This window comes from Aeribacillus composti, from assembly GCF_031760945.1.
Classification (GTDB): domain Bacteria; phylum Bacillota; class Bacilli; order Bacillales; family Aeribacillaceae; genus Aeribacillus; species Aeribacillus composti.
Window position 1 is genome coordinate 1,124,259 of record NZ_CP134501.1, and the last position, 18,981, is coordinate 1,143,239.

Sequence of the window (18,981 nt, forward strand, 5' to 3'; positions counted from 1 at the left end):
AAATGCTGCTTGAAAAATATGATCCTGAAGCAGGAACGAGGAAGCTAAAAGGCGTGTTGGGAGGCATCGCATTTGCCGGATTATTGGCATTTTCGCTGTTTCAGTTGTATACATCAATTTTCGGTGTTTTTACGGCGCAAATCCAGCGCTCTGTCCATCTCGGTTTTGCGCTTGCTTTGATTTTTCTTTTGTTTCCGGCTAATCGAAAAAAGAGGAAAGAATATAAATTTCAAGTGGCCTGGTATGATATCATCCTTGCGCTTTTAAGTATTGGCGTTGGAGCATATTGGCCGCTGTTCATTGATGACATTGTAATGCGCGTCGGAATATTGACAGAAACGGATTTTTATATCGGAATTTTAGCTATTTTACTAGTTTTAGAGGCAACAAGGAGGGCGGTTGGGCTGCCGATTACGATCATCGCGCTGCTTTTCTTGGCGTATGCCTATTTTGGTCCTAGCATGCCTAACTTTCTCCAGCATAGCGGTCTTAGTTCTGAACGAATTGTTCAAACTATGTTCTTTACAACCGAAGGGATTTTAGGAACTCCGCTAGGCGTGTCATCAACCTTTATCTTTTTGTTTCTCCTTTTCGGCTCCTTTTTAATTAGAACTGGGATTGGTCAATATTTTAATGATTTGGCCGTTGCCGTTGCAGGGCGCAGAATTGGCGGTCCTGCAAAAGTAGCTATTTTTTCCAGTGCCCTTCAAGGAACGATCAGCGGAAGCTCAGTTGCCAATGTCGTCACATCCGGCGCGTTTACCATCCCGATGATGAAAAAGCTTGGTTATAACAAAGATTTTGCAGGAGCGGTGGAGGCTTCTTCATCTACAGGCGGTCAGTTAATGCCGCCGGTTATGGGAGCAGCTGCGTTTTTAATGGTTGAATTTATCGGGAACGGCATTACGTATTGGGACATTGCCAAAGCGGCAGCTATTCCGGCTATTCTATATTTTGCAGGGATTTGGATCATGACTCATTTTGAAGCAAAGCGAATCGGTTTAAGAGGCTTGTCAAAAGAAGAAATGCCGAATCGGAAAGAAATTTTGAAAAAACTGCATTTGTTAGCCCCGATCGTTGTTATTATTATTTTGCTAATGTCAGGAGTGACCGTTACACATGCTGCCATTTATTCGATAGTCATTTCGATTGTCGCTGGATTTTTAAATCGTGAGAATCGGATGACATTTAAGGATATTGTATTAGCGCTCGTCGACGGCGCCCGTACAGCGTTAGGGGTTGCGGCAGCAACAGCCGCTGCCGGAATTATTGTCGGCGTTGTGACGAAAACCGGGCTTGGTTTGAAGCTTGCCAACGGGCTGCTTGATATCGCCGGGGGCAATCTCATTCCGACATTAATGCTGACGATGATAGCTTCGTTGATACTTGGAATGGGTTCGCCGACTACAGCGAACTATGTTATTACCTCAACGATTGCTGCACCAGCGATTATTTTGTTGGGGGTACCTGATCTGTCTGCACATTTATTTGTGTTTTACTTCGGGATTATTGCCGACATTACACCGCCAGTTGCTCTTGCAGCCTTTGCCGCAGCCGGTGTATCAGGGGGGGAACCGATCCGAACGGGAATTCACTCTTCAAAATTGGCAATCGCCGCCTTTATCATTCCGTATATTTTCGTTTTGTCTCCGCAAATGTTAATGATTGATACGACATGGCTTGGAATTTTATGGGTAGTCTTTACGGCGTTTTGCGGAATGATCGCAATTGGAGCCGGGATGATCGGATATTGGATGAGAAAAATGCATTTGATTGAACGAATTGCCGCGGTCGTGGCCGGGCTGTTGCTGATTTATCCAGAACGTTTTTCAGACATTTCAGGTCTCATCATTTTCATCGCATTATATGCGTTTCAATATATATGGAAATACAAAGCTGATCAAAAAGTGAAGGGTGAAAGCATTTAAAGAAGACAGGTTGTCATGGAAGAATCGATCCATTGATTAGAACATGATTCAGTCTTCTTACAGGCGGAATCATTGAGACGCAGAATAAACGCGGAGAGCAATTCACATTGGAACGAACAAAATCAGGATAAAATGTCGGAGAGACAGAAAGGATGTGTTGGAATCAATCCATAAATTTGCAGAAGGCCGATTTATCTTTATGCTGCAAAATTCAAAATGTTGTTTAAGAAAAACCGCTTTATGTCACGAATAGGTGGGAAATGGAGTGGCATTTCAACCTAGACGGCAAAATGAAATCCGATAGAAAACGAAAATTTAAATCTATAAAAACCAAGCATAGAGGAAAAAATGAATGATCAGCTCTATAGGCGCGATTCTAAAACGGCAAAAAATAATGAAGTGGAAGCATCATTTGACACTTCCACTTCAATCATATTTGCTTGGAATCTTAATTGAAAAAACGATTAATCTTCAAACAATTCGTCCATTAACTCTTCAATTTCTTGTCTTCGTTTGCTTGTTTCTTGTTTATCGACATAATAACGGTTATTTTTCTGAATAATTACATCTCCCGTTTCTGCATTTTTAGGTAACTGGCTTTTTAAAATTTCGATTATTTTGCCGTTTTCATCTTCGCAGACTGCGATGTCATTTTCAAATCGATCAATAATAAATTTCATAATGTCCCACCTTATCTAGGAGTGAAAGATGTTTGTGCTTTATAAGTTTTGTTTTTATAAGTGGCTGATACATCGATTTTAACAGTATAACCTTTTGCAGCACGGCCGATTTTTACCGACAATGGCTTGCCAATAGTACCGGTATAAGTGGTGTTTTTGCTTTTATATTTAAAAACAGCTTTATATTTTGTTCCGTTTGGCAGCCCTTTTACATTCAGTATTATTGTAGAGTTTTGCTTTGGAGTTTTGTTATCGACACTTGCTGTTAATTTGTAGCTAGTTGGTTTGCTTGCTGCACCGGACGATGCCGCTTTTACATTAAAGGAAAGATTGGAGCCGTTCGTTGTTGCCACAATATGGCCTTGTTTATCCGTTCTAAAAGTGTTTATTTTGTATGCTTTCAGCCGATTGATCACATCTTGAGTAGGATGGCCGTATGAGTTCTTGCCGACGGAAATGACGGCATATGTCGGTTTTACTGAGTTTAACAGCGCTGTGCTTGTAGATGTTTTGGCACCATGGTGTCCTACTTTTAGGACGTCAGCTCGCAAATTTTGTTTAGCTTTAATCATATCCGATTCTGCTTTAAGTTCCGCATCGCCAGTGAAAAGAAATGATTTTTTACCGTAAGTAAGCTTTAAAACAGCACTCCAGTTGTTTAAGTCGCTTTTTGGATATGCTTTGACAGGCCCAACGAATTTTGCGGTAACTCCTTTGATCGGCAAAGCAACATTTGCTTGAGCGGTCTTTATTTTTTTGCCTTCACGCTTAACAGCATTTAAAAAATCTTTGTAGCTTTCCGTCGTATGGCTGACTTTTGGCGCATACACCTGCTCTACTCGAAAAGCAGATAGCACAGTGTCCAGACCGCCAATATGATCTGCGTCCGGATGAGTTGCAATCATTATTTCGATATCATCCACTTTTTGCTTTTTCAAATAATTAACAACGTCATCTCCATAACTGTTATTTCCGCCATCAATGAGAATATCTTCTCCATTCGGAGCTTTTATGTAAATTGCGTCTCCTTGTCCGACATTAATAAAATGAACATACATATTTTTTGCCTGAGCGCTTGTTGTTTCGTGAAACGGCATCAGCAAAAAAGAAAATGCAAACACTATCGAAAACAATAGCTTACGTAATTTCATCAAAATCCCTCCGAGTACTGAATAGATCAAATTGATTATACAGCGTGGTAGGAAAAATTTACAAGATTTAATTTGGAAAATTTTATTTTTTTTACAGAAAATTAAATTTTCTAGTCTAATTGAACTAAAGTCTCATCCGATTTTTTCATGCCGAAAAAAGAAGCCGACCCAAAAGGCTTGGATCGGCCTAAACAGACAAAGGTCTGTACATTTTTAATTTTGTTGAAATCTGGTCATTCCAAAATTTAATTTTTCAAACGCAACTGTTGGTGAATGGAGGAATCAAAAAGTTTAAGTAAAAAAACTAGTTTGCATATTTTAAAACAAGGAGAAACGTAATTTGTTAAAAACAATTGATAAGAAGATTAAATAAAACTTTGTGTTGCTAATTATTGTTGTCGCCAATTAGCTCGCTGTACCTAACTTTATTTAGCGTAAAAACATATTGCACAGTCAAAAAAGGTGAATATAACTAAAATTATTAAAAAATACAATATGGCCGCGAGAAAATGGAAAATTTGAACGATATAAAAGGCGTAAACAAAATTTACATTTAAAAAAAATTACAAGTTAAATAGTCTGTTGAATAAACCTGATATTTTAATGTTTCGCCGTTAAAAAGTCGGCAAAAAAAGAGAAAAAGAAAACGCGATTCTTGTATTTCACAAGAACCACGTCTACTAAGGTTTTTAATGATGATTCCGACTGGGCTCGAACCAGCGACCTCCACCCTGTCAAGGTGGCGCTCTCCCTGCTGAGCTACGGAATCATATTAACAAAACAGATGAATTTCTAATGCGTTTTTTTGACAATACCTATTGTAATGTTGTTATAAAAATATGTCAAGCCTCAATATGCAAGTTTTTTTACTTGCTGTAGTTTTTAATCATTGATAAGCTCTTTCTGGTCTTAGAATCTAAATTGATAAAAGGAAGTGCTTTTAATAGAAGCACAAATGTTGAGAATTATAAATTATGCGAAACGACCAACCGAATTACCGGGCGGTTTTTGTTTCTGATTGACGACAAAGTGTAACAGTAGTTATTTTTTCGTTTTATCTAAATAATCTGTAAGGAGTCCTCTTTGTTATACAAAATGATAGGAAAGAAAAACGAAAAACAGGAGTGTCCTTTTGCCATTTATGCAATATTTTTGAAATCGTTTTAATAATTTGATAGGATAACATTTATAATATCGATCATTTTTGAAAATCCTTATAAAGGAATGTGATAAAAAATGAAAAAAGACCAAGTCTTGGATCAGAGGCATCGCCCTTTGCGCGATTTGCGTATTTCTGTAACCGACCGATGTAATTTCCGGTGCACGTATTGTATGCCGAAAGAGATATTCGGAGATGATTATCAATTCCTTCCGAAGGATCACTTGTTGACGTTTGAAGAAATTGTCGAGCTCACGAAAATTTTTGTTGAGCTTGGCGTGAAGAAAATTAAGCTGACGGGAGGCGAACCGCTTCTTCGAAAGGATGTATATAAACTAATTGCCATGCTTTCAAAAATTGAAGGAATTCATGATATTGGTTTGACAACAAACGGCGTGTATTTAAAAAAGTATGGCTCAAAATTGTATGAAGCAGGTCTTCGCCGATTGAACATCAGCCTTGATGCAATTGATGACGATACGTTTCGCCGTCTAAATGGCCGAGATGTATCAGCAAAAACGGTCTTGGCAAATATTGATTATGCTGTATCGATCGGTTTTTCGGTTAAAGTAAATATGGTTGTACAAAAAGGAGTAAATGATCACCAAATTTTGCCGATGACGGAATATTTTAAAAACAAGAGGATTCCATTAAGATTTATTGAATTTATGGATGTAGGCAATACAAACGGCTGGAATATGAAAGATGTCTTGATAAAAAAAGATATTGTAAAGATGATTAGTTCTGTTTATTCCATTGAACCAATTGATGAAAACTACTTTGGAGAGGTAGCCAAGAGATATCGTCATCAAGACACAGGTTCAGAAATCGGATTTATTACATCAGTATCAGAACCATTTTGTTCAAGCTGTACGAGGGCGCGTATTTCATCAGACGGAAAGCTGTACACTTGTTTATATGCCCACGAAGGATTTGATTTACGGGATTTCATTCGTTCAGGAAAAAGTCCAGAAGAAATCAAAATGGCTATTGAACGTGTTTGGCAAACTCGTAAAGATCAATATTCTGTTGAACGTACAGAAAACAAAGGTATGTTGAACAAAAATAAAATTGAGATGTCATATATAGGAGGATAAACAATCGGCGTTTGGTGATGAAATGCTGATTGTTTTTTATTTTTTAGAAAATTCGAAAGAGAAAAAATTAAAATTGAAATCGCAAAATTTTTAAACCATTAAAATACATTTTTATCTAATATATAGAAACAAGGAGGGGAGCAATTGGCTGATGTATTAATTGTTGATAATGATAAATCTGCTCGGAAGGATTTAAAGTCAATTATTGAAGATAGTAAATTCAGCTTTCTTTCCATTTATGAAGCAAGTACATCTCAACGAGGTATGATCCTTTTAAAGCAAAATCGACCGACTATACTCATTGTGGATATCTCCTTGCCAGATATAGACGGTATCAAATTAGGGAGATCAGCGCTGCAACTGTATCCAGATTTGCCCGTGATTGTTGTGACTCAGTTAAAAATGTTCGAGTTTGTTCAGGAAGCGATCAACTCAGGTTTTTCAGCTTATTTGTTGAAACCGCTTTCCAAAAATGAACTGCTTGATACATTTGAGCGGATTTTGCCCCAAGGATTAAATAAAGAAATTAATCAAACCATCTATGGTAAAAGTCATTTTTCCTCTGACTTAAAAAATCCGATCGAAAGTGCCATTCAGTTTATTCAAATGAATTATGGCTATGCTCTTACTCTAAAAGAAGTAGCAAATCAAGTATATTTAAGTCCATCTTATTTCAGCCGATTGTTTAAAGAAGAAGTTGGTATGACATTTGTGGAATATTTATCGTTTGTTAGAGTTCAAAAAGCTAAAACGCTGCTTAGAGTTTCGAGTCTTCCGATTGAAATTATCGCTAACAATACCGGTTTTTCAAATGCAAGCTATTTTGCAACCGCTTTTAAAAAATTGGTTGGGAAGACGCCAAGAGAGTATCGGGAGCAGTTTCATTTTAAAGAATAGGAGGTGAAGTCGTGATTACGATTAAAAAGGAATTGGAACGCTGCAAAAAGGAAGGGTTATCAGGTGTTATTGGAACCATTATTTCTACAAAAGGATCTACCTACCAAAAGACAGGGGCAAAATGCTTCGTATCAGAAGATCGAAAGCTAACAGGTCTTTTAAGCGGAGGCTGCGTCGAAGCAGATATTGTGGAACATGCTGTAAAAGTGCTCGAAACGGGAAAACCGGCAGTTCTCCACTATGATTTTTACGGAGAAGAGGATATTGTTTGGGGACTTGGTGTCGGCTGTAATGGAAAAATGAACATTTTTTTACAACCATATCTGCCAAAAAAGCAGCCTGAAAGGACAGAAGTGATTGATCAATATTTTTCACAATCCCTCCAAAAACAATTACACGCTGTCACGATCGTGAATGCGAAAGATGAAAATCTTCAAGGAAAAATATGGATCCTAGACCCTTTGCAAAGTAATGACGACTCACTTATTACCGTTTCTGAAATTGCTCATGATTATCAAGATCGGAAAAACAATTTAAAAAATGAAATGGTTTATTTAGGTGGTGAAAAAGAATTGTACGTATATTATGAATCATTAAGTCCACCACCACACTTAAAGATTTTTGGCGCAGGTCCTGATGCCATTCCGCTTGTCAAAATGGCGAAAAGCTTGAAATGGATTGTGACTGTTCTTGACCATCGTCCTACTTATTGCAATGAAAATAATTTTCCTGATGCTGATTTTATCCAAGTTTATCCTAAAGGGTCTGTTCCTGACGTTTCGTTTAATGAAAACACATATGTCATTATAATGACACACAATTTTTTGCACGATCAAGAAATATTAGAATCCATCATTCATTCAAATGCGGCTTACATTGGCCTTTTAGGTCCGAAAAAAAGAACTGCCCAATTAATTGAAAGCAGCCAAACTCTAAAGGCTCATCCTTCTATTCAGCAAATTCATAGTCCTATTGGTCTTGATATTGGAGCGAAAACACCGGAAGAAATTGCCTTTAGTATTTTGGCTGAAATTATGACGGTGTACAGAGGAGGAACAGGAAAGAAATTATCAGAGCTGGCGGCAATGGCTTATTCCTAAAAAAGATACATCAGTCATAAAGGTGAAAAAACATATTTTGTTGTGTTATCAGCTGCAGTTTTTTTAAAGTGGATGGTCAAACACAATCTATTAATACCATCTATTGGAAAGGTATTAACCAAAATACCGTGGATGTAAGTAAAAAATCTCAGTTAAGCGGTAGTGTTGCTGTCTTAACTCGGAACTGAAGTTTCTGTGAAATAAGTAAACCGATTGGTTTTTGGTGATATTGCCAATCAAGGTTGATTACGTTGCTAAAAATAAGATTAAAAAATGTATCTGACAAGACTGACACCATTGTTGCGTTATTGTGCTGTGATTCAATGCTATGAAAGAAATGGGAACCTGTTTATTGTTCAAGCAAAATATCGAATTAAAAAGGTCATCCAGTTCTTTAAAAGGATGAGACAAAGGGCAAAAATTCGTAATGATATTTGTTTTGCTGCGATCGCAATATTCTCAAGTTGTTGAGTCACCACAAAATTATGAGAGATTTCTTCGGAAGGAGGTAAGTTAAATGAGTAAAGTGATTGGGAAAAGAGTGACGCGTGTTGAAGATGCTAGATTATTGACTGGTCAGGGAAAATATATTGATGACATCGGTACCCCGCCGAATACTGGTCATGTGGCCATTTTAAGGAGCCCTTATCCGCATGCCAAAATTGTGTCTATCGATTATTCGGAAGCCTTAGAAATTCCTGGAGTAAAGGGTGTTGTAACAGGTAAGGATGTGCATCCTCTATTAAATCCTTTTAGTGTTGGCGTCAGTGCTCCAGTACACTATTATCCAATTGCTATTGATAAAGTTCGTTTTGTAGGTGAGCCAGTAGCAGTTGTCGTGGCAAAAAACCGATATATTGCGGAGGATGCGTTAGAAAAAATTAAGGTGAAATATGAAAATCTTGAACCAATTGTAGATATTGAACGTGCGCTCGAAAAAGGAGCACCTATTTTACATGAAAATGTTGGTTCAAATATCGCTAATCATCGAACTTTTCATTATGGAGATGTAGAGAAGGCTTTTGAGCAGGCCGACAAAATCATCAAGCATCGTTTTCATTTTCCGAAATATTCTGCAACACCAGTTGAAACATATGGTATTGTCGCCCAATACGATCATAGCTCTGATAGTTATACAGTTCACGCAAACTTTCATGGACCGTTTGTACTTCATTCGATTATGGCAGGTGCATTAAAAATTCCAAGCAATCGGTTGCGGATTATTATACCAAAAGATATTGGCGGCAGCTATGGAATTAAGGCAGGAATATTCCCGTATATCGTTCTTTGTTCCGTTGTAAGCCGTCTCGTAGGCTGTCCAGTGAAATGGATCGAGGACAGGCAGGAGCATTTAGCAGCTAGTTCAAGCTGTACGGATCGAGTCACATATATTGAAGCAGCAGTAAAAAATGACGGAAAAATACTCGGATTAAAAATGAAAATGATTGACAATGTTGGTGCATATATCCGGGCACCAGAGCCGGCATGTCTGTACCGGAATCATGCTAACACAACCGGTGCCTATGATATTCCCAACTTAATGATTGATGCGTATGCCGTCATGACGAATAAATTGCCAACAGGGCTTATACGCGGATATGGGGGACAAGAAACGTATTTCCCTCTTGAACGGATCATGCAAATCATTTCAGATGAATTAAAATTAGAGCCAGCTGAAGTGATCAGACGGAATTTAATTAAAAAAGAACAATTTCCATACAGAACGGCATCTGGTGGAGTGTATGACAGCGGCGACTATGAAAAAGCATTTGACCTGTTATTAAAAATCGGTAAATATGATGAATTCAGAAAAAAACAAGCTGAAGCACGCAAGAGGGGAAAGCTTCTTGGTGTTGGCCTCGCTGTTATCGTTGAACCATCCGGTTCGAATATGGGGTACATTACGATCGCCTTAACTCCAGAGGAAAGAAAAGCAGGATTGCCGAAATCTGGTTGTTCAGAAGCGGCGACGATTTCGATGGATCCTATGGGAAATGTGAATGTGCGCATTAGTACAACACCGTCCGGACAAGGGCATGAAACGGTCGCTAGCCAAATCGTATCGGAAATTCTCGGAATTCCGCATGAAAAAATTAATGTTGTAGCTGAACTTGATACAGCAACAAGTGCATGGTCCATTGCTTCTGGAAGCTATTCCAGCCGGTTTGCGTCACTCGGATCAAGTGCAGTGTACTACGCAGCACATAAGGTAAAAAATAAGCTTATCAAAATTGCTGCACATTTTTTAAAAGCTAAGGAAGAAGATTTAACAATTGAAAAAGGCAACATTGTTTCCAAAACCGATCCATCTAAATCTATTTCTATAAAAAGGGTTGTTGGATCAGCCCATTGGAATCCGCTTTCTTTACCAGAAGGGATGGAGCCTGGAATTTATGAAACAGCCTATTATACAGCCCAGGCTGAACCGCCGGATGACCAGGATTTAATTAATTCATCGGTTACGTATGGATTTGTTGCTGATTTAGTGACAGTTGAAATTGATCCAGAGACGGGTGACATTCACATTCTTGATTATTTCACGGTTCACGATGCAGGAAAACTATTAAATCCGCTTATTGTCGATGGACAAATATTGGGAGGCCTAGTCCATGGGCTTGGCGGCGCCATGTATGAAGAACTCGTCTACGATGAAAAAGGTCAGTTTTTAACTGGATCGTTTATGGATTATTTATGTCCAACAGCGCCTGAAGTACCAAATGTAACGATCAAACATATCGAGACGCCGTCACCACTTACACCATTAGGCGCTAAAGGTCTTGGAGAAGGAAATACAATGAGTGCACCTGTTGTCATTGCAAATGCAGTAAATGATGCGTTGAAGCCATATGGTGTGACGATTGATTCATTACCAGTAACACCAAATAAAGTATGGAACATTTTGAATCAGTCTAAAAAACAGGAGGTTTCATCATGAACGGAAAAGGAAGCGTAACATTAAATGCAGGAATTGAAAAAGCATGGGAAGTGCTGCTGGACCCAGAGGCATTAAAAAATTGCATTATGGGCTGTAAAAAATTAGAGCCTGTCAATGAAAACAAATATGAAGCGGAAGTATCTATTGGAATTGCTGCTGTGAAAGGAAAATATGAATCAACCATTGAAATTGCTGATGTTCAAAAACCGAACCATTATAAGCTCGTTGTAAAAGGGGAAGGCGGACCAGGAAGTGTTGAAGCAGCAGGAGTTGTTGATCTTGTTCCAATTGACGATAACAAGACGGAATTGAACTATACGTATGAAGCGGAAGTTGGCGGAAAAGTGGCAATGGTTGGGCAAAGAATGCTAAATGGTGTAGCTAAATTAATCATTCAAGACTTCTTTAAAAAGTTTAATAAAGAACTAGCGAAAAGCGAACAATCTATTTAAATAGAGAAAATACTAGTCAAGCACAAAAATCAAAGGAATTGGAAATTCCAAATCCTTTGAACTGCAAGATCATACTGTGAGTGGACGCAATGAAAAGGTCGATTGAGTCTTCTGCACCGATAAGAAAATCTGGCTGTCTTTTGAATGGAGTTTGCTACATTTAGCATCTTTAAAGCGATTTTTGCCCTTTTCCTGAAAATAACCCCTTTCATGTAAGGATCTGTGGAAAGGACTATTCGGGATGTCCCCAGTCCACTTGTTGATCAATCACGAGAACTTGCTCTAATCCATGCTGTCTGGAAGCTGTCACATTCAGCATTGGTGGCAAGAGGGAATAAGATTGCGGGTTAGAAGCTCGAACAAGAGCTGGAGAAACAGACTTTATAAGTAGTCATAGCTGATGGATTTCTCCCAATGATCCTTAATACTACTATCTAGGGGCATCACGAAAATCTACCCCTAAAATGGAACTTTTTTAGATAGTGCCAGTTAGCAACACTATCTGAAAAAGTTATCAAAGAGTCTAACTGGAAAATGCCTCTCTCTAAAGAGGATTCTAAAAATACTAAACGAGGAGGGGAGTATATGAAACCCGTAAAATTTGATTATTATTCCCCGAAAACAGTTGATGAAGCTTTAACACTTTTAGAAGAAGCAGGATTTGACGGGAAAATCATTGCCGGTGGTCAAAGTCTTGTACCAATAATGAACATGAGACTATCATCGCCAGAATGTTTAATTGACATTAATCAGCTTCATGATTTGCAATTTATTGAGTTTGATAGTGACAAAGTTAAAATTGGTGCGTTAACGAGGCAGGCGGAAGTTGAAAGATCAGATGTAGTTCAGAAGCATTTAGGGCTTCTAAGTGAAGCAGTTCCCTTTATTGGGCACGTTCAAACGAGAAATCGGGGAACATTTGGAGGAAGTCTTGTTCATGCTGACCCAACAGCTGAAATTCCTCTTTCATTGATGGCGCTCGGAGGGACCCTTCATATTGCTTCTAAAGAAGAGGTGCGAGAAGTAAACGTCGAGGATTTCTTTATTACTTATTTAACAACTGACATAATGCCAAATGAGATGCTGACGGAAATTCACATTCCCATAGAACAAGAAAGAAATGGATATTCATTTTATGAAATTTCTCGTCGTCACGGTGATTTTGCACTCGTTGCCTCTGCTTGTCAATTAACGATTGATCATTTAGATCGCATTACAAATGTAAGACTTGTATTAGGCGGTGTTGAAGCAACGCCATTGTTAATAGAAGGGGCAAACGAATGGATGAAAGGAGAGGTTTTATCTGACTCCCTTCTCCAAAAAGTCGAGGATATAGTGGATGAAATGGTAGATCCAGAGTCAGATATACACGCAACTGCTGAATATAGAAGACATCTTTCGAAAAAATTGGCAGTGCGTACGGTGAAATCAGCCTACGAACGAGCGAGGGGTGAAGCTAATGAGCGTTCATGAAATTGAAGTGACGATCAACGGGAAAAAGTATAAAGAACAAGTTGAGTCAAGATTGCTGTTAAGTGATTTTTTACGAGAAACGTGCGGTCTCACTGGCACGCATGTCGGCTGTGAACATGGTGTGTGCGGCGCTTGCACGATCCATTTAAATGGTTCAGCTGTTCGAAGCTGCCTCATATTTGCGGTTCAAGTGGATGGGCAGGAGATCACAACAGTAGAAGGTTTGGGAGAAGACGGTCAATTAACTCCATTACAAAAAAATTTCATTGAATGTCACGGCCTTCAGTGCGGGTTCTGTACACCTGGAATCTTAATGTCAGCAACTGACTATTTACAAAAAAATCCGAATCCTTCCGTTCAAGAAATAAAAGAAATGCTATCAGGACATTTATGCCGATGCACGGGTTATGTTGGAATTATAGAAGCAATTCAAAAAACAGTTGAAGAAAATAGTAATCATGCTCGGGTGGAAAGGTGATGATGATATGAACCTTTTAACTCTTTTTGAATTTGCTGTTGAGCGTCATCCAAATCGACTTGCTGTTGTAGAAGGAGACAGAAGGTATACGTACAGGCAATATCATAACGAAGTGGAAAAAGTCGCTGCTTCACTTCAAAAAATCGGCATTAAACAGCATGACCGCGTTATGATCCTTTTAAAAAATCGTCTTGAAAATACGGTGATTTATTGGGCGCTGCAAAAAATTGGAGCCATTTACACTCCAATTAATTTTCGGCTTTCGGTGAAAGAAGTTGAGTATTGTGTAAATGATGCTGAGGCTGCTGCTGTCGTATACGAGAGCGTAAGCCAAGAATCCGTGCTGAAAGCAAATCTGCACCAAAAACCGATACTTATTGGGTTCGGCGAAGTAGAAGGAGCTGATATCTACTATGATGAGCTTGTTGAAAGAAGTCCTGGCAGCTTGGAAAAGCCAACGATAGATGATAACGATATCGCTCTTATGCTTTATACGTCCGGAACAACAGGAAAACCAAAAGGAGTTCCTCGAACGCACAAAAATGAATATAGTGCAGCGCTAGCCCATATTATCCAAAACCAATATCAAGACGGGGAAAGTACATTAGGGACAATGCCGCTTTATCACACAATGGGAATGCGCTCCCTTCTATCTATTATGTTTTTAAATGGAAAATATGTTATTCTGCCTGATTTTGATGCAAAGGAAGCGTTGGAATTAATAGAACGTGAAGAAATTACATGCCTTTACTTAGTACCTACGTTATATCACGATATGTTAAATCACGCTGAATTTCATCATTTCGATTTGTCTAAGTTGAAAAAAATTGGTTATGCAGGCGCTTCTATGACAACAGCTTTAACAGAAAAATGTATTGAGATGTTAAAGCCTGAAGTGTTTGTGAACCATTTTGGCAGCACTGAAATTTACACATTTACAATAAACCATAATGTGAAGGAAAAACCAGGATGTGCCGGTAAGCCAGGATTTCATCAGAGTATCCGCATTGTTAAGGCAGATCCTGATGGCAATGCAACTCCAGAGGATGTAGTGGAAAAAGGAGAACTGGGAGAAATCATTGTCAATATTGAATCACCAGAAAGCTTTAAAGGCTACTGGAATAGACCAGATGCTACAAAAAAAGCCATTCGGGATGGATGGTATTTTACTGGAGACCTTGGCAAATTAGATGAGGATGGAGATTTATATGTCGTCGGACGTGTCGATGATATGATTATTTCCGGCGGAGAAAATATACATCCTCTTGAAGTAGAAGATGTTTTAGCCAAGCATCCGAAAGTGCATGAAGTTGCTGTAATTGGTGAAGAAGATGAGCGCTGGGGCCAAGTTGTTTCTGCCTATGTCGTACCAAAAGATCCGTCACTTACCATACAGGAACTTGACGATTATTGTAAAAATAATACAAAACTTTCAAACTTTAAACGTCCAAGAAAATATGTATTTATTCAAGAAGTACCGAAAAGCCCTGTTGGGAAAATTCTCCGTCGTAAACTCAAAACGGGAGAATTTGAACTATATATAAATGAAAGTGAAAAAATCGTTTAATTTTTTCAAAAAAGAAAGGGGAACCAAAACATGGAAGCAGTAAAACAATATGATCACATTCGAGTTGAAAAAAATCCGGAAAAAAAGACGGCAACAATTGTTTTCGACCGTCCAGAAAAAATGAATTATATTAGCATGCTAGCTCGCTCACAATTTCCAGAAATTTTTGATGAGTTAAATAAAGACGATGATGTTCGCGTCATCATTATTAAAGGTGAAGGAGATAAGGCATTTAGTGCAGGAGGGAATATCCCTGAATTTTTGGAAGTGCATCAAGAAGAATTATCACATCTTGCTGTAAACGTTGCAGCACCAGAACGTTCTCCAAAGCCTGTCATTGCTCAGCTTCAAGGCTATACGTTTGGAGTCGGTTTTGAAATTGCTATGGCATGTGATTTTCGAATTGCAGCAGACGACACATTATTAGCACTGCCTGAGATGAATCTTGGTATGATTCCGGGAAGCGGCGGAACACAAAGGGTGGCCAAAGCAGTAGGATTAACTCGCGCAAAAGACATGATTATGCGTGCAAGAAGAATTCCTGCTGAGGAAGCGTATCAATGGGGCCTTATCACAAAGGTTGTTCCAAAGGAAGAACTAGAAAGCGCTGTCGATTCACTCGTTGAAGAGCTTGTAAACTTCTCTCCGCTTGCATTAAAAGTATGTAAACAAGTGCTCAATGCAGCCGATGAAACACCGCTTAGTGCAGGAATTGAAATAGAAGGAAAATCCTATGGATTGCTTCGCACTACAGAAGATTTCAAAGAAGGAGTCGAAGCATTCGTCGAAAAAAGAAAGCCGAATTTTAAAGGCAAATAAGACGGAAACTTCGGGAAACGGCGAGCTAGCCGTTTCCTGAAGTTAAAATTTACTGAAAATTAAAAATTTTTTCAAAAGAAAGGTGGAGCAGTATGAATGGTAATATGGAGACAACCGTTCAGCAAACTTCAGCATTGGAAGCATCGACTAGTAGAAAGCAAATGATAATAGCCGTTATGGCGTCTCTGTTGGGTTGGTCGTTGGATTTGTATGATCTCTTTATTCTTCTCTATGTTGCACCTGAGTTAGGAAAGTTGTTTTTCCCGACAGATAAACCGACACTTTCGTTGGCCGCTGTGTATGCTTCTTTTGCAGTTACACTATTTTTGCGTCCTCTCGGCTCAGCGCTTTTTGGTGCCTATGCTGATCGCCATGGGAGGAAGCGAGCAATGGTTGTGGCCGTGTCTGGTGTAGGGATTTCTACCGCCCTGTTTGGAGCGTTGCCAACAGTGCTTCAAATCGGTGCCGCTGCATCAATCATCTTTATTATTCTTCGTTTAATCCAAGGTGTATTTGTCGGAGGAGTTGTTGCCTCCACCCATACAATTGGGACGGAATCCGTACCGGAGAAATGGCGCGGCTTGATGTCCGGCCTTGTCGGCGGGGGCGGTGCTGCTCTTGGTGCATTGCTGGCCTCCATTGTATATTTTGTTTTGTCAAATATTTTTTCTGGGCCGGAATTCAGCGAATGGGGCTGGCGCTTTATGTTCTTTACCGGCATATTGAGCTCTGTTCTCGGACTGTTCGTATTCAAGAAGCTTGAGGAGTCACCGTTATGGGTGCAGCATAAGAAGGAGCAAGAAACGAAACCGGAACATCAGCAGTCTCCGGTGAAAACGGTGTTCACTAAATATTTGTCAGTTTTATTAATTAATTTAATGATTGTAATCGGCGGCGGCTCAGCCTATTACCTAACTTGCGGGTATTTGCCTACCTTTTTAAAAGTAATTAATGATATCCCGCAGACCGAATCCTCAATTATTCTTATGGTCAGCAGTATTTCTGCACTGGTTGCTGCTGTTGTTCTCGGTCATTTGAGCACTATTATAGGTAGAAAGAAAACATTCATTTTACTAGGCATCGTAAATCTGTTTGCTCTTCCGTATTTGTATACAGAATTGGCACACGCTCAAAATCTGACAATGATTACGCTCTTTGCAATGGGGTTGTCGTTTTTAGGGAATGGCTCATATGCTCCCGTGCTGATCTTTTTAAATGAACGTTTTCCTACATCTATTCGTTCGACGGGTACTGGACTGTCCTGGAATATGGGATTTGCTGTAGGCGGAATGATGCCGACTTTGGTAACAGTGGTCAGCGGTCAAACGTCGAATATTCCATCGTCCTTGGGGTATTTCTTTATTGCTCTCTTCATTTTGTATCTGTTGGGCAGCTTCATCATACCAGAAACAAAAGGGAATTTTAAATAAACAGCGAATCAATCGGAAGTCAACAAAGCTTACGAAAACAGCCTTTAAAAACAACATACAGGATAGGAAAAAGATCTGTTTTGAACAAGCCTATCGTACGATTGCTTTGAGACCTCCTTCTTAAAAATGTTCAAAAAGAAGGAGGTTAATTGATTTTATCCATAAATATTTACTCTACTTTATCATATTTTTCATGTTCCGAACTTATTCATTGCAACGCGAAACATATCGATCCCATTATTTTTAAATTCAGCTTAACAGTAAAGTCCGCGTTTGATCCTAATTATTTTGTTCGAACTTTCGATAATATTTGCTTAACCCTTCTTTGGTTAAGTCTTCTGTCTTAACAAATCCTTTTGACTCATAAAAAATATCTTTTTCATGCTATTATTACTCTTTTTACCTAAAGATCGGCATTGATCATTCTTGATTATTTGCAATATTCCTCTTTTTCATCATAATACATACACTTATAATTTATTATATGCCGACAATAAGTGAAATTTCTGCCTTTATTTTCACACATAATATCCAAACATTTCACTCAAGAAAACATGATACACCCCACGGATTTGTAACAGGTTACATCAGTGTAAAATAAAAGCTATTCTCTAAAAGATTGTTGTTATCAATCATAGAGAAATATATATCATATGGTAAAATAAAGTAAAAAGGGGTAGTTTCAATGGGATTGCCAAAATGTTGTAAATGTAACTATCCATTTAGTTGGAGAAACATATTTCGTGCTTCGTTCAAATTTAGCCAAGAAATAAAGTGCCCTAAGTGTGGAACAAAAATGTATCCAACAATGAAATCAAGACAAAAAATGGGTATAGTAACTTTTGTACCATTGGTCATATCTTTTGCATTACAGGTATTTGGGCTTCCATTCAAGTTTACTATGTTGATATTTTTGTTGTTGTCTGTTTTGAGTATGATATTGCTGCCATTTTTATATTCGTTTGTCGATCATGAGGAGCCCCTTTGGTGAAAAAGGACGTATTGTTAAAGCTGATGATAAAAGGGTTTTTGCGTAATCTTGATGATAGGGAGGAGTTTTATGGAGAATATTAGTGTGTAAAGTTTTTAGCTTCTCATCTTAATTCAATAATCCCGATTTTTCATCAAAAGGACCTCAGAATCGGTACCCCCGTATCGCCTGAAAAAAATCCCCGCATATAACTATAGTGTCAATGAGAGAAGCAGTCGTTTACGATTACGAGAGAAGAATTTTTTTGTTCAAAAGAGATATATGAAAGAGGAATGAATATTTTCTAATAATATAAGGAAATTGAGGATCGAAAACAGTTCAGAAATCTATTCAATCTCTCAATTGCTCCTTCGAAATTAATGAGAAAGTAGGTTGGATCTATTTAAGCGATGCCTTTCAAAAACGAAAGAGGTTTTTCCAAAATTTCTATTTTTATTGAGGAAGACGAAAAGACATTCGGACTGTTATCGAGGGTATCGTTTGATCTCTACCGATTAGTAAGAGCAAAAAAGGGATAGAAACGCAAAGTTATGAAAAAATCTCTACTCAACATCTTCTGAACTTGCGCAAAAAGAAGTATGGTTAAAGATTACAAATAATCATTTGATCGTATTAAATGATCAATAAGCGAAACATCGTTGTTAAATTATGAAACGCAACAAAAGACAATCATTCGAAAAAACGAAAATGGAAAAATCAGTGAAAATTATTCTGAAATAATGTGATAGATTCTTAATAGATCAACAAAAAGTATCTATAACCGCTCTTGCGAATGTAGAGAGTGTCGAACTTTCTCCATTTGAGCGAAACATTGCTTAAAGTGT

Annotated in this window: 13 protein-coding genes, 1 tRNA gene and 1 pseudogene; 12 read left to right on the forward strand and 3 right to left on the reverse strand. The window is 38.4% G+C overall.

The window, feature by feature from the left end; all coding sequences use genetic code 11:
• The first annotated feature begins 2 nt into the window (after positions 1 to 2).
• Positions 3 to 1,928, forward strand: coding sequence for a TRAP transporter permease (locus tag RI196_RS05680; protein WP_311067327.1), 1,926 nt, complete (start codon positions 3 to 5; stop codon positions 1,926 to 1,928).
• A 464-nt stretch (positions 1,929 to 2,392) separates the two neighbouring features.
• On the opposite strand, the gene RI196_RS05685 is transcribed toward RI196_RS05680, so the two are convergent.
• The 3 genes and pseudogenes from RI196_RS05685 to RI196_RS05695 all read right to left on the reverse strand — a co-directional run bounded on the left by RI196_RS05685 (position 2,393) and on the right by RI196_RS05695 (position 4,528).
• Complete coding sequence (locus tag RI196_RS05685; RefSeq protein WP_094245372.1) at positions 2,393 to 2,608, reverse strand: DUF3006 domain-containing protein; 216 nt, start codon at positions 2,606 to 2,608, stop codon at positions 2,393 to 2,395.
• Between the two features lie 323 nt (positions 2,609 to 2,931).
• A pseudogene (locus tag RI196_RS05690) lies at positions 2,932 to 3,759 on the reverse strand (ComEC/Rec2 family competence protein); the annotation flags it as partial.
• A 696-nt stretch (positions 3,760 to 4,455) separates the two neighbouring features.
• Positions 4,456 to 4,528 (reverse strand) — tRNA-Val (locus RI196_RS05695).
• 467 nt (positions 4,529 to 4,995) lie between these two features.
• Between RI196_RS05695 and moaA the strand changes: the two genes are divergently transcribed.
• From moaA to RI196_RS18515, 11 genes are all read left to right on the forward strand, one after another.
• Positions 4,996 to 6,015: a GTP 3',8-cyclase MoaA gene (gene moaA, locus RI196_RS05700; RefSeq protein WP_311067054.1), complete on the forward strand. Its 1,020-nt coding sequence runs from the start codon at positions 4,996 to 4,998 to the stop codon at positions 6,013 to 6,015.
• A gap of 144 nt (positions 6,016 to 6,159) precedes the next feature.
• Positions 6,160 to 6,912, forward strand: coding sequence for a response regulator transcription factor (locus tag RI196_RS05705; protein ID WP_311067055.1), 753 nt, complete (start codon positions 6,160 to 6,162; stop codon positions 6,910 to 6,912).
• A gap of 11 nt (positions 6,913 to 6,923) precedes the next feature.
• Complete coding sequence (locus RI196_RS05710) at positions 6,924 to 8,012, forward strand: XdhC family protein (protein WP_311067056.1); 1,089 nt, start codon at positions 6,924 to 6,926, stop codon at positions 8,010 to 8,012.
• Between the two features lie 517 nt (positions 8,013 to 8,529).
• On the forward strand, positions 8,530 to 10,947 hold the full coding sequence (locus tag RI196_RS05715; RefSeq protein WP_130157993.1) for a xanthine dehydrogenase family protein molybdopterin-binding subunit: 2,418 nt from the start codon (positions 8,530 to 8,532) through the stop codon (positions 10,945 to 10,947).
• Positions 10,944 to 11,399: an SRPBCC family protein gene (locus RI196_RS05720; protein ID WP_063387537.1), complete on the forward strand. Its 456-nt coding sequence runs from the start codon at positions 10,944 to 10,946 to the stop codon at positions 11,397 to 11,399. The genes RI196_RS05715 and RI196_RS05720 overlap by 4 nt, the downstream gene beginning before the upstream one ends.
• A 585-nt stretch (positions 11,400 to 11,984) precedes the next feature.
• Positions 11,985 to 12,872, forward strand: a complete 888-nt coding sequence (locus RI196_RS05725) for an FAD binding domain-containing protein (protein ID WP_066248256.1) — start codon at positions 11,985 to 11,987, stop codon at positions 12,870 to 12,872.
• A complete protein-coding gene (locus tag RI196_RS05730; RefSeq protein ID WP_063387539.1) occupies positions 12,859 to 13,350 on the forward strand; it encodes a (2Fe-2S)-binding protein in 492 nt (163 codons plus the stop codon). The genes RI196_RS05725 and RI196_RS05730 overlap by 14 nt, the downstream gene beginning before the upstream one ends.
• A gap of 7 nt (positions 13,351 to 13,357) precedes the next feature.
• The gene (locus tag RI196_RS05735; protein ID WP_311067057.1) at positions 13,358 to 14,917 is read left to right on the forward strand and encodes a class I adenylate-forming enzyme family protein; all 1,560 of its coding nucleotides are present in this window, start codon (positions 13,358 to 13,360) and stop codon (positions 14,915 to 14,917) included.
• Between the two features lie 30 nt (positions 14,918 to 14,947).
• On the forward strand, positions 14,948 to 15,736 hold the full coding sequence (locus RI196_RS05740; RefSeq protein WP_311067058.1) for an enoyl-CoA hydratase/isomerase family protein: 789 nt from the start codon (positions 14,948 to 14,950) through the stop codon (positions 15,734 to 15,736).
• Between the two features lie 92 nt (positions 15,737 to 15,828).
• On the forward strand, positions 15,829 to 17,166 hold the full coding sequence (locus RI196_RS05745) for an MFS transporter (RefSeq protein ID WP_311067059.1): 1,338 nt from the start codon (positions 15,829 to 15,831) through the stop codon (positions 17,164 to 17,166).
• 685 nt (positions 17,167 to 17,851) lie between these two features.
• Positions 17,852 to 18,157: a TIGR04104 family putative zinc finger protein gene (locus RI196_RS18515; RefSeq protein ID WP_375338785.1), complete on the forward strand. Its 306-nt coding sequence runs from the start codon at positions 17,852 to 17,854 to the stop codon at positions 18,155 to 18,157.
• Positions 18,158 to 18,981: the final 824 nt, after the last annotated feature.

Coding starts and splice junctions, on each gene's coding strand:
- RI196_RS05680 (WP_311067327.1), top strand. CDS start 3: ATGCTGCTTGAAAAATATGATCCTGAAGCAGGAACGAGGAAGCTAAAA.
- RI196_RS05740 (WP_311067058.1), top strand. CDS start 14,948: ATGGAAGCAGTAAAACAATATGATCACATTCGAGTTGAAAAAAATCCG.
- RI196_RS18515 (WP_375338785.1), top strand. CDS start 17,852: ATGGGATTGCCAAAATGTTGTAAATGTAACTATCCATTTAGTTGGAGA.
- RI196_RS05730 (WP_063387539.1), top strand. CDS start 12,859: ATGAGCGTTCATGAAATTGAAGTGACGATCAACGGGAAAAAGTATAAA.
- RI196_RS05735 (WP_311067057.1), top strand. CDS start 13,358: ATGAACCTTTTAACTCTTTTTGAATTTGCTGTTGAGCGTCATCCAAAT.
- RI196_RS05720 (WP_063387537.1), top strand. CDS start 10,944: ATGAACGGAAAAGGAAGCGTAACATTAAATGCAGGAATTGAAAAAGCA.
- moaA (WP_311067054.1), top strand. CDS start 4,996: ATGAAAAAAGACCAAGTCTTGGATCAGAGGCATCGCCCTTTGCGCGAT.
- RI196_RS05745 (WP_311067059.1), top strand. CDS start 15,829: ATGAATGGTAATATGGAGACAACCGTTCAGCAAACTTCAGCATTGGAA.
- RI196_RS05715 (WP_130157993.1), top strand. CDS start 8,530: ATGAGTAAAGTGATTGGGAAAAGAGTGACGCGTGTTGAAGATGCTAGA.
- RI196_RS05725 (WP_066248256.1), top strand. CDS start 11,985: ATGAAACCCGTAAAATTTGATTATTATTCCCCGAAAACAGTTGATGAA.
- RI196_RS05685 (WP_094245372.1), bottom strand. CDS start 2,608: ATGAAATTTATTATTGATCGATTTGAAAATGACATCGCAGTCTGCGAA.